Origin of the sequence: Algoriphagus sp. AK58, from assembly GCF_014324365.1 — a bacterium.
Taxonomy (GTDB): domain Bacteria; phylum Bacteroidota; class Bacteroidia; order Cytophagales; family Cyclobacteriaceae; genus Algoriphagus.
In genome coordinates this window covers 793,252-805,956 of record NZ_QEIG01000008.1, presented here as the reverse complement: position 1 = coordinate 805,956, position 12,705 = coordinate 793,252, and the positions used below count along the sequence as shown (strand labels likewise).

Here is a 12,705-nt window from a genome sequence, read left to right as displayed (position 1 = left end):
GAATACTAGCGATAGTTAAATACCAATGGTTTTTCATTGTTTCTTAAGATGAGTAAGCTGGTTTTGTTTTCTTGATTGATCCATTGAAAATCCCTGATTTCTCCTGTGATAAAGAGTCCGCTTTCCTGGGGCTTTTGAATGCTCCATTTGTGATTTTCAAAGGATAGCACCCATCCGTAACTCCCAAGATGAGTGCCCATTTCAGGTTTGATCCGGCTTTCATTTCCTCCCAAAATGAGAAGAGGGGACTGCCCTCGTCTTTCCATCAAGGTAATGGCATGAATGGGGGCGTATTGAATTTCTGCCGGAAGAGACTCCTTTTTGAATGAGCCAATAGGTTGGTTGATCCAAAGAGAGGTCTCCAAAACATCCGCCTGCAAAAATAGGGAATTTGCCCATACTGACTGAGGAAAGAGTTCTTCCAAGGATTTATCCTTGTAGGAATCATAGGTGAGCAGTTGTTTTTTGAGGATAGGTATTTGACGAAGAAGCGGGTTTTTAAGGACCCATGGAATACTTCTGTTTTGCACAGTCTGGAACAGGATCTGTTCGATGGCTCCATTTTGGTCAAAGTCATTCACCACCATTTTCAAAGGCTGATTGGGGGAAGTCCTCAATCGGGAGTTAAGCCCTTGATTGCCTGCCAAAATATCAAGCAGTCCATCTCCATTAAGGTCTTTGACCAAGATCCTCTTCCAAAAACCGCGGGTATTTTCCAAGCCAAATTCTGAGGTTGAATTGGTCCAAGATCCTTTTGAAAAGGTAAAGACCGTTACGGGCATCCATTCTCCGACAAGGATTAGCTCTATATTTCCATCCCCGTTCAAATCTGCCAATGCTCCGTCAGTCAGCATCCCCAAATGGGAAAACAGCTCCTCCCAACGGGAGGTGATTTGGGTGAAATTCGCTTTGCCGTCATTTTCCCAAAACTGAACTCCCACTGGAACGCCATAAGCGAAAGGCTGTACACGCTGTCCGATAATCAGATCTAGATCTCCGTCCTGATCGAGATCATGACTGAGGATAAAAGAGGTAGGTGTTGGAGCGAACTGTTGAGCCGTGTGTGAAAACTTACCTTTACCGTCATTCAGGTATAATCTGTCCATGTAAAATGGAGAGTAATCTGAAAATTCTATTCCTCCACTTCCTACCAGCAAGTCTGCCATACCATCGCCATTGGCATCAAAAAAGTGTGCAACCACGTCCTCTGCCAGACTGTCTTTTTCAAAGAGAGGGCGCTGACTTTGCTCCCATTTTCCATCTGAAGGTTGAAGAAGTAAAGCAGAAGTTTTTCCTTTTGCAGCCGGAATAAACAAATCCATTCGTCCATCTCCATTCACATCCGCTTGAGCAGCCCTTGGACCTTCATTGCTGATGGACCAGAAGCGAAGCCTGTCCCGGTCAAAATCCACAAAATCACTTTCTATATGATGGAATGAAATTCTTTCTGTTGGCTCTGAAGTAAAAATCTGTTCCGTCTTTTTGGTCAAGTACTGCACCGCAGATCCATCGGATTCCTTGGCCTGTAATATTTGATTGGAGGCTAAGTTTTGAAGCTTCGTTATTTTTCCTGAATTCCAATGTATCAAAACGGAGTCTACTTTATTCTTTCCTCCCAATCCAAAATGCAGTCTTGGATCGACGGATGACATGTATCCTTTTACGGGCTGGTACTCCTGCTGTTGTTTTAGATCGCCTGCAAAAACTTCCACTTTGGTGCCAAATGCGCTGCCCAGATCCATCTTTAGAAAAGTTCCTTGACTGGGTGAAATGGTATTGTTTTGATAGACAAAAGCTCGGTCATTCAGATTGTTGACCACCAAGTCAAGGTCACCATCGTTGTCTAAGTCTGCATAGGCAGCACCGGTACTGAACGTGAGTTGAGACAAACCCTCGGTTTCTGCTATATTGTCGAAGGACATTTCTCCCCTGTTTTTGAAAAAGTAGTTCATCTGAGGCACGGACGGAAACTCATCGATCATTTTGGTTACAAGTATTGAGTCTTTCCGATAGCCTGCGACTTTCTCCTGATTGTTTGCATAAAAGTCTACAAAGTCGAAGTCAGTTAGGTCCTTGACGATTCCGTTAGCGATGAAAATATCCTTTTTCCCATCCAGATCTGCATCAAAAATCAAAGCTCCCCAACTCCAGTCGGTAGCTTCTATTCCGGCAAATCGGGAGATCTCGACAAAGACAGGAAGGCTATCTAGAGGATTAAGGCCTAAATTTCTCTGAAGCGTATTCCGTGTAAACTGACGATGGTAACCAGCCTTTTGGTTGGCTTGAAATTTATCCCATTCTTCAAATGGGGTTTTGGTTTTGACTCTGGAGAGATCCTTGGGAAGCATTTCCGTTACCATCACATCCGGGAGAAGGTCATTATCTAGGTCGGCGATGTCTGCTCCCATGGAACCCATGCTGATTTCGGGCATGGCCTGAGTCAGAACTTCTGAAAAAGTCCCGTCCTTTTTATTTAGATACAGGTAATCCCTCTCGAAAAAGTCATTGGACACATACAAATCAGGCCAAGAGTCCTGGTTCACATCCGCAACCGTGACACCTAGTCCATAGCCTATGGCGCTGCCATAAATTCCCGCCTCTTCGGATACATCCGTGAAGCGGGCACCATCATTTCTAAAGAGCTTATTTCCTCCTTCCGGATCGCGGATTTCCCGTTGTCCTTCACGAAGATCATACAAGCCGACCGACCGGCCTGAGTTACTCAGAAGATACATGTCCAGATCTCCGTCTTTGTCATAATCAAAAAATACGGCATGTTGGCTGAGACCTTCTTCGGCAATTCCATATTCTTTGGACTTTTCGGAAAAGGTCAGGTCACCGTTGTTGATGAAAAGTTCATTGTGTCTGTGCTCACCTTCCAAGGGACCTGATTTGCAGACATAGATGTCCAACAGTCCGTCACCGTTGATATCTGCCATGCTTACACCTGTTGACCAGTAGCCGGCTGAATTGAGTCCAGCCTGATCGGTAATGTCTTTGAATTTGAGGTTGCCTTCGTTGAGATAGAGTTTATTTGAGGTTTGATTGCCTGCGAAAAAAAGGTCGGGTAATCCATCTTGATTAATGTCTCCGATGGCCACTCCTGCACCGTTGTAAAAGTTGCGGAAGGTGTAGGGATTTATTTTTTCAGTATAGGAAAGATCGTTTCTGAATCCGATTCCCGTGCGGCTTTCGTCAAGAAGTGTAAAAAGCGTAGAGGTTTCCTGTTCCTTTTTACCACAGGAAAAAAGAATTAAAAAGCCGAGGAGGAATAGGTTACTGATTTTCACTGGTGATGTAGAAAAAACCTGTCAGGTCTTCAAGACCTGACAGGTTTGACACAGTTTAACGTCAACTCTATAGTGGACCTTTCAGAAAAAAAGGAAGTGTACCAAGGCACACTTCCTTTTACTGAATGAATCAAAGCAGATTAATAACCTGGATTTTGTCTCAAGTTAGGATTGGCGTTGATCGCTTGCTGAGGGATAGGGAACAAGGCTCTGAAAGGCTGAGAAGCCTGCTTTTCCCACCAAGGAAGATTCCACTTTCCAAAACGGATGGCGTCAGTTCTTCGGCTTGCTTCGGCAAACATTTCAAAACCTCTTTCATCGTATAGATTATCCAATGTCAAAGTTGTCAATTCAGGAACACCTGCTCTTCTTCTGATCTGATTGAAAGCAGTCAAAGCAACAGCAGTTTTTCCCTGACGGAAAGCAGCTTCTGCTTTGGTAAGGATAATCTCACCAAGTCTGAACAAGGGATAATCATTGTTCAAGCTGGAACCTGCACCGTTTGCAAATTCAAATTTACCCACTCTTACACCGGCCTGTCTGAAGGCATTTGGAGCCAACATGTTGATGTTTGGTGTGAAAGTCAAAGGCTGTCCGTCTGGATCGTTTGGTTCAGCTGAGATATCATTAAGTCTTCTACCGTCTGCTGCAAACTGAGGTCCTACCAAGAAAGAATTCTTTCTTACGTCTGCATCAGAAAACTTGTTGTAGAACTCTTCCAGGGAAGCATAACCATTCCAAGGCTGCTCCTGCAGGTTATAAGTTGCCTGGCTGGAGTAGTGAAGCGTCATTTGAGGCAAGTTGAAACCTTGCGCATTGTTCTGATCATATGGCAGGGTAAGGATATTCTCGGTAGAGCCGTTATTTCTTTCAGCAAAGTTTGCGAAGAAGTTGTTTGTCAAAGAATATTTACCGCTGTTGATAATCACATCCGCCGCTGCTTCTGCTTCAGCCCACTTTGGTGTGCCAATGTACACCTGAGCATTGAGGTAAAGCTTGGCAAGAATAGCGTGAGCGCTGTAATAGTTCAATGTAGTTTTAGTGTCTTCCTTAGGAAGAAGGTCCGCATTGTCTTTTATAGACTTCTCGATGAATGCAAATACCTCAGCTCTCGAATTGTTGGTTGGGTTACCTCCAGTAGAGGTTTCTTCGATGATGGGAACATTACCGAAAGAGTCGATCAACCAAAGATAAATCAAGGCTCTCAATACCTTCAATTCAGCATTCAAAGCCGCAACATCCGGATATTGGATCAACAAGTTGTTGATTTCACCGATGGCAGAGAAGCAGTAGTTCCAAGAGTTATTGAAAGCTTCGTCAGATGGTTGCCAAGTGTGTCTGTGCATTCTTAGCCACATCCCACCGTCTTCCCAGTCAGCACCTTTTTGAGGAATTGCCATCTCATCAGAGGACACTTCGTGGATAGACCAAATACTATTGTGGCCACCCCATGAACCTACGATTCGGGAGTAAGCAGATGCTTTAAGGACATTAATCAAATTCGGATTTTTGCTATTTGCAATATCCTCGGCCGTAACTCCATCCAACACCTCCTGCTCCAGCTCTTGACATGCTCCCATGGCAAATACCAAAGGTAGCATCAAACCGATTTTACGAAAAGATTTAAACATATCTGTAGAATTTGATTGGTTATTTAAAGTTTACAGTTACACCCAGAGTGAATGAACGAGTCTGGAAGTACGTATTTCTACGCTCGATACCTGGAGAAAGTGACGTGGTGAAAGCATTTGTGTTTTCAGAGTCATTGATTCTCACTTCAGGATCGATACCTGTATAGTTGGTAAGTGTAAACAGGTTTTGTGCTGCCAAATACACTCTCAAAGAAGAAAGGTTTGGAGACTTTGTTTTTACGTTGTATCCCACTTCCATGTTGTCCAATCGGATGAAAGAAGCATCCTCAATGTAAGAACTGTTGAAAGTTGGAGTTGAGGTTACCAATGGATTGCTAGGAGTCTTATCTGTGATTACAGAATTCCAAGTATTGGAAGGTGCGTCGGCATTTTCATAGAAGCCTCTGTAAGAGTTGTAAAGATCATGTCCCCATGCACCTCTCAGGAAGATGTTCATAGACCACTGTCCATAAGTCAAGCTGTTTGCAAATCCAAATTCACCTTTTGGAAGACCATTACCCAATCTTTCAAATTCGTTAGGGTCAGTGGTAGAAAGGATGTACTGACCGCCTTCGGTGTAACCTAACAATCTTGGACCATAGAAGTCACCCAATGTCTGTCCAACTCGGTTGTAGATGATTGGGTTGTTGTTTTGTCCCGGAGAACCAGGGGTAGCAAATCTCAATTCCTCAAAGCCAAGTTCACCTGCTGACAAGCTCTCAATTCTAGTCTTGTCATAGATAGTAAAGTTGAAAGTTGGAGTCCACTTCAAGGTTCCTTTACCGATCTGATTTACGGTGGTTACGAATTCAAAACCTGCAGCTCTCAAATCAGCGAGGTTTACCCAAGTTGAGGACGCAGTGTTGAAGCGCCCCGGATCAAATGGGTTAGGAGCACCTGTTGCTACCGGTACGTTGAACAAGAGGTCAGAAATATTTCTGGTGTAGTAGTCGATGCTACCGGTTACTTTACCATCCCAAATACCAAAGTCGAGACCCACGTTAAACTCTTTCTTGGTTTCCCATTTGAGGTCTTTGTTAGGGTTGGAGTTCTGTACGATACCCACGAAAATGTCATTCTGAGTCAATGGATCACCATCCAAGTCAATGCGGTTTCCGTTACCATACACACCCAAAGCCAAGGTTGGAGATGGAGGCAAGTTACCGGTCACACCGTAAGATACTCTTGGCTTGAACTGATTGAAAATACCCATGTCAAAAATCTGGGTGAAGTCCGAACCAAAAGATACGGCAGGGAAATAACCTGTTTGATTGTTTTCACCGAAGCCGGAATAGGTTTCCGCTCTTACAGAAGCCGACAAGAAGAAGGTATTGTCCCAGTTGAAATTAGCTCTACCGAAGGCAGAGTTCAACTGATCTTGGTTTGCATAAGAAAACAAATCGGTGTTGTTACCCAATCGGATAGCGCCTGCGCCCAAGTTGTTCCAGCCTGAATCAAAAAGAAATTGTCTTACACGTGCATTGAATCCTTGAGTAGTAGTAAACTGAGTACCAATACCACCCAAGAGGGTTAAATTCAATTTGTCAGAAAGATCTGTTTCATATCGCAAAGTAGATTCGAAAATTCTTTGAGATCTGTCGAAAGTGGTTCGTTCAGCAGAACCCTGAGCTCCGAAACCAACCTGGTAATCCTGAAGTGACCAGAAAGCGCCTGAAAGTGTATTTCTACGGTCCTGAGAATATTGAGCGGAGAAAGTCAGGTTTGGAAGGATGTCATACTCTGCTCTGTAGGAAACAAGTGCAGTTTTCGTTTCACCCACAAATTTTTGCTGTCTTGCCAATGCGACTGGGTTGAAAAAGTCAAACAAGTCTCTTTGGAAATAGCCGCCGAATCTTTGATTTGCAACTTCAGTGTTCTCAAAGATTGGAGCTGTAGGGTTATAGATAGTTGCGTAACGGAAAGCAGCGTCATTAATAGACTCAGAATCTACATTGGTAAATGACAAGTTGATATTGAATCTCAATTTGTTGTTCAATGCTCCCTGAGACAAGTTCAAGCGGGTGTTTAGTCGTTCATTTCCTACTCCGTTTACGATACCGTTGTTATCTCGATAATTGACCGAAGCCATGTAAGAAGTGTTGTTGAAGCTGCCGGAAACACTAGCGTTGGTCGTGAATGAAAGTGCATCGCTGATCAATTCTTCTCTCCAGTCTGTTCTGCTTCCGAAGTCAGTACCGCCTCTTGCCACAAATTCCTCAGGGGAAAGTACGGGAATCAAATTGGTTGCCTGATCTAAGGTTCCAAAAGAGTTGATGGTCACATTGGTAACGCCTTCTTTTTTACCTTGTTTGGTAGTAGTAATCAAAATTACACCTGAAGAACCTCTAGCACCGTAGATCGCGGCCGCAGAACCGTCCTTCAATACGTCAATAGACTGGATATCGTTGGGGTCAACGTTTTCCAAAGAAGCACCGATTACACCATCCAATACGATCAGAGGCTGGGAGTTGGCACCGAAGGTAGAAAGACCTCTCAAGCGGATATTAAAGCCATTGTTTGGGTTACCTCCCGGTCTGGTGATCGAAAGACCCGCTACCTTACCTTGAAGCAACTGGGCGGGGTTAACCACGTTTCCTCGGTTGAAATCTTCAGGCTTTACGCCGACTACCGCAGAGGTGATTTCCTTTTTGTCCTGAGATCCATAACCGATTACTACTGCTTCCTGGAGGCTTTTAATATCCTCTTGGAGATTGATAGTGAAGGTAGATTGGTTTCCGATTTCAATTTCTTGGGTGATATATCCCACAAATGAAACCACGAGCACTTGATCTCCAGGCTGAAGTTGAAGGGTAAACTTACCGTCCAAATCAGTGGCAGCACCTCGGGTAGTACCTTTTACAAGTACCGTTGCACCCGGAACAGGGTCTCCAAGCGACGCATCCAGGACAGTTCCTGTGATCGTACGACTTTGGGCATTGACGCCAATGATTGCGCCCATAAAGAGCGCCATTGCAAGCATCAATGACTTGAGCTTTGGTAAATAATTTCTCATAGGGTTTGTTGTTTTTAAAAAAGCGAAATAGGTATGAGTACTTAATTTCAAGTCTAATGTGACTCAAGGAATTTGATTTTGCAAATCTTAACAATTGCCTCTCTTCCCCTTGAAAATTTCTATTTCCAACAGAATAATGTATATTTTAATAAAAATCTAAGTAAACTAACCAAATGCAATCAATAATTCAATGGAAAACGTTTTCCATTTGCTGATACTTAAAAAAATCAATTTTTATTAATTATATGAAAATTAAGAGGAAAAAAATAAGTGGGATTTTGAGTCATTTTCGACATCTATGAAAAAATTAAAAAAGTCTTCTGTCTTTAGGATTTTTCTCTAAAAAGCCAAAAGCTGAATCCTTTGGGTGTTCAAGGTCTTGTCTTAATTTATTATATGTATTACTATATCTTATATATTCTTGATGGTAACATTTTTTAAAAACAAGAGAGGCAACCTTGTCGTTACTTTCCGCATCTTTAAGTAAACAATTTCTTTCTTTTATGAACCGACTGTTACATTTTGTTTCCTTGCTGATTTTTTTCGCTAATGGCTTTCAGGCGGTGGGGCAAGGTATTCGTGGCAAGGTAAGTTCCCAGGAGGGAGAACCTTTGGCTTTTGCCTCTGTTTTTATCCGAAACCTCGAGGATGGCGTGCCCACCAATGAAAACGGATTGTATGAATTCAGACTGAAGCCGGGATTTTATGATGTGGTAGTCCAGTATTTGGGTTATAAGTCCCAAATAAAAACGGTGGAAATTGGTTCTGATTGGGTTGACCTGGATTTTTCTCTTGAAACCCAAATCTATAACCTCAGTCAGGTAGAGGTGCGTGCCGGGGCAGAAGACCCTGCCCTCACCATTATGAGAAAGGCTATTGCAAAAGCAAAATACCATCGGCTTCAGCTTCAGAAGTATTCTATGACTGTCTATCTCAAAGGAACCGGTCAACTCACCGATGCTCCTTTTTTCCTTAAGAAAAAATTAGAAGAGGAGGGGCTTAAACTAAATGAGGCGTATACCTCAGAATCTGTATCGAGAATTACATTTACTCTTCCTGACAAGGTGGAGGAAAAAGTGATTTCCATCCGCACCAACGGAGATAATCAAGGGACTTCTCCTGCACCTTATATTCAAACCTCATTTTATCAGGATCAGATCAACGAGATTGTCTCCCCACTTTCCAGGTATGCCTTTCAATACTATCAATTTAAGTATGAGGGAAGCTTTTTTGACCAAAACGTCATGGTGAGTAAGATCCGGGTGACTCCAAGATCACGAGGGGAAAGGGTCTTTGAGGGATACCTATACATTATCGAAGACCTGTGGGCAATTCACAGCCTGGATTTGAAGACTTCACTGTTGGGCTTTCAGATTACAGCCAAGCAACAATATGCCCCAGTAGCAGATAACGTGTGGATGCCCTTGACCCATACGTACACCTTTGGAGGGAAAATTTTTGGCTTCGCTGGGGAGTTTCAATATTTGGCTTCTACCAGAGAATATGACGTCACCCTCAATCCTGATCTAGCGTACAAGCCTCAGATTATCGATGAAAAAATCCAGGAGGTGCCGGATAATGCTGCGAAGTTTTCAAAGTCAGTATCGGCTTTGGAGCAATTGGCAAGCGAGGAGCCCAAAACCCCAAAGGAATATCGCAAGCTCCTTAATGAATATGAAAAAGAGGTACTTAAAGAACAGATAGAAGAAGATAAAAGGGATGTGGTATCCGAAAGAAGTTACAGTGTGGATACCTTGGCCCGAAAAAGAAATCTGAGCTATTGGGACAGCATCAGGCCTGTGCCCCTCACCCTCAAAGAAATCGAAGGTTACCGAAGAGACGACAGTCTGGCGACGATCGAAGTTGCCAAAGTAAGTGAAGTGGATTCGGTCGCTAAGAAAGCCAGAAGTAAATACAAACCATTAGATTTCCTCAATGGCGCATCCTACAGTTTTGGCAAAGGGGTTTCCGTAGGCTTCCGGCAAAACTGGACCAAGTTTTCGTTTAATACGGTGGAAGGTTGGAAGGTGGGGATGGCACTTTTCTACCGAAAGTATGAAGAAGTCAAACTTGCCGATTCAGTCAATCGCCTGCGCAAGAGCTTCAATATCGAGCCGGAACTCCGGTATGGCTTCTCCAGTAAGCGGTTTTACAGCAAGGTCAATTTCCGGTGGTCTCATACCCAGCCCACCTCGGGGCAAACTTGGGGAGTAGAGGGTGGAAGGTTTATTTATCAGTTCAATTCAGAGGAACCTATTCAGGAACAGGTCAATGCTGCTTATTCGCTCTTGGTTCGAAGAAATTACATGAAACTCTATGAGCAGGATTTTGCCCGCGCCTATTGGTCTCATCGCGTCAATTATGGATTGACCTATCGGGTCAATTTCACCTATGCGGAGAGAAGGACTTTGGAAAATACCTCTGACTACAGTTTTTATAATAAGCCGGAAAGAGTATATACCTCCAACCGTCCTGAAAATGTGGAAGCAGGGGATGAGGCATTTTCCAATCACCGAATTGCCAAAATTCACGGTTCGGTGGAATGGCGACCAGGCTTGTCCTATACCATTCGGAATGGGCGCAAATCACCCAATTACGAGCGCTCGCCACTAGTCACATTTACCTATCAAAAAGCATTACCAAACCTGGTGGGTTCAGGACCTGCTGCAGATTTTGATCAATTAGAAACCTCGATTCAGCATGCGGTGAAGTTTGGTGTCAGCGGAAAGTTGGATTTCAACGTGACTGGGGGTACATTTTTAAACAGCGATCAGGTTTATTTTCAGGATTTCAAGCACTTTGGGGGTAACCGGACCATTTTTTCCAATATGGGAGCAGCTTCCAATTATCGGGTGATGGACTACTACCGCTACAGCACCTCTGGAGCATATGTGTCTGCAATCGCGCATTATCAGTTCAGAAAGTTCTTGTTTACCCAATTGCCCATGTTGCGGTTTTCGGGGGTTAGGGAAAATATTTTCATCAATTACCTAAAAACCGAATACTCTCCACATTATACAGAGATCGGGTATTCTTTGGATAATCTGTTCCGTTTTTTCCGGGTGGAATTTGCTGCGGGCTTCGAGAATGGGGATTTTCTAAGGGCTTCTCCCTTGTTTGGAATAGCCACTTTCCTCAATGTGAATTTTGATTGATTTCCAACGGAAAACGATAAAACACTATTCGTGGATTTCTCTCCAAACCATTCGCCCTATCCCTAAGAATGGAATAATACCGATCTCCTTTAATAGGCCTTGGAATCATTTCATCTGTCATCGCCTGATCAAATAATTTCCTTAAATGAATTAGGGGACGATTGGTTTCTAAATCAATTACTATAAAATAGGAAGAATTATCATATACAATTCGTAAAAACGCATGGCTATTTGACATCACCACTTGCCACATTCCCAATTGAAGTGTGGTGTCAAATCCAATGAAATGAAGTAGGTATTCTGGGGTCAATCGACCCTCCTGTTTTCTAAAAATCGTATCCGTGTCACTATGCGATGATATATCTCCCCGAATGATTGGCATATAAAAAAGGGGAACACTGCCTACCCGACTTATTATCCTGGGGATTGGATGGATATTTGTGAAATTAGAATGGTAGCTGTAAAGTGGTCTTTCCCAGTTTTTAACTTCAAGAATATTGGGTTCAATTGAGCTTATCATCACCTCTCTAGGATACTCTTTTGTCCCATTTATTGTCTCCTGAACAATGAGTAGGGTATCATTATCGCTATAAAAAGAGATTGGATGTCCCGGAAGCTTCCTGCTTGTTGATTCAAATTTTCCGTCAAGGCTATATGTCAGAATAACCATTTTTTGCCAATCTGCCACAAAGACAACATCTTCCTTTTCATCCAAGTGAATCGCATAGGGCATAATATATTCATCTGGCCCCTCGCCAAACTCACCGATTTTCAAGAGAAACATACCATTGTTGTCAAATTTTAATAGGCCTTGTTTTCTATCTAAAAGAAGGAAGAAGTTTTGCGAAAAAACCAAGTCTTGGATTAATGTAAGGGGAGGGTTTCCAGGAACCTCAAGGTTTATAGAGTCGAGTAATTCAAAATCAAATTCTGGTGAATCGCCCTTCAAAAAGTCTGACTTGACTTCTATTATCTTAGTAGAATCATAGGAAAAAGCTTTCTCTTTTTCCCCACAACTCTGTAGAAATATGATCATTAAAACGATTAGGGTAAGATTTTTTAATTCCACCTTCTTTTTCTGGCAATATTTTTAACTAAAACAAGTTTCAAAAAAATAAAAATGAATATACGGAATCTTGCCAGTAGCATTTCTAAAGGTCAGAAGGCCAAGTTAACGCCATATTTTTGGGAATCTTCGGTCTTCGGTCATCGGTCTTCCAGCCCAAAATCAGTGGAATATTCGTCAACTGGCAGAATAGCGAATAATCAATTAAAATAAAATATATATATCCGCATTGAAACCACAAGGCAAATTTAATTAGTAGAAATGAAGGTCAATCTTTGATAGCCTTAGATCCGAAGGATCGTAACATTTCATAGCCCTCGGTGTAGCCGGGGGCAAAGTCAATGAAATTGAAAAGGAGGCCTGCAAGGGTGACACGTTAAAGTTTCACCCTTGTAGGGCTCAAAGGAGGGAAATTTCAATAGTTACCCTGCACTTCGTACAGGGTCATGAATCGTTTGGCTCCTTCGGAGCTACTTAAGAAAGAGATTTGAAATTTTGTAATACTATCGCCTTCATACATCTTATTCTACTTTCACTTTAGGCTGGTAAA

General features: G+C 42.7%; 5 protein-coding genes. 1 reads left to right on the top strand and 4 read right to left on the bottom strand.

The genetic code is table 11. From position 1 onward, the window contains the following. Window positions 1-5: 5 nt before the first annotated feature. From DDT91_RS20810 to DDT91_RS10315, 3 genes are all read right to left on the bottom strand, one after another. Complete coding sequence (locus tag DDT91_RS20810) at window positions 6-3,290, bottom strand: VCBS repeat-containing protein (RefSeq protein WP_187176075.1); 3,285 nt, start codon at window positions 3,288-3,290, stop codon at window positions 6-8. A 140-nt stretch (window positions 3,291-3,430) separates the two neighbouring features. Then, complete coding sequence (locus DDT91_RS10320; RefSeq protein WP_222718624.1) at window positions 3,431-4,921, bottom strand: RagB/SusD family nutrient uptake outer membrane protein; 1,491 nt, start codon at window positions 4,919-4,921, stop codon at window positions 3,431-3,433. Between the two features lie 19 nt (window positions 4,922-4,940). Further along, window positions 4,941-7,934 carry a TonB-dependent receptor domain-containing protein gene (locus tag DDT91_RS10315; RefSeq protein ID WP_187176074.1) on the bottom strand — a complete coding sequence of 998 codons (2,994 nt, stop codon included), beginning with the start codon at window positions 7,932-7,934 and terminating at the stop codon, window positions 4,941-4,943. Between the two features lie 503 nt (window positions 7,935-8,437). On the opposite strand from DDT91_RS10315, the gene DDT91_RS10310 reads away from it, so the two are divergent. Then, a complete protein-coding gene (locus tag DDT91_RS10310; protein ID WP_187176073.1) occupies window positions 8,438-11,089 on the top strand; it encodes a DUF5686 and carboxypeptidase regulatory-like domain-containing protein in 2,652 nt (883 codons plus the stop codon). Here DDT91_RS10310 and DDT91_RS10305 read toward each other — a convergent pair. Further along, entirely contained in the window at window positions 11,070-12,125 is a 1,056-nt protein-coding gene (locus DDT91_RS10305; protein WP_187176072.1) for a 6-bladed beta-propeller, read from the bottom strand. The genes DDT91_RS10310 and DDT91_RS10305 overlap by 20 nt on opposite strands. Between the last annotated feature and the right edge of the window lie 580 nt (window positions 12,126-12,705).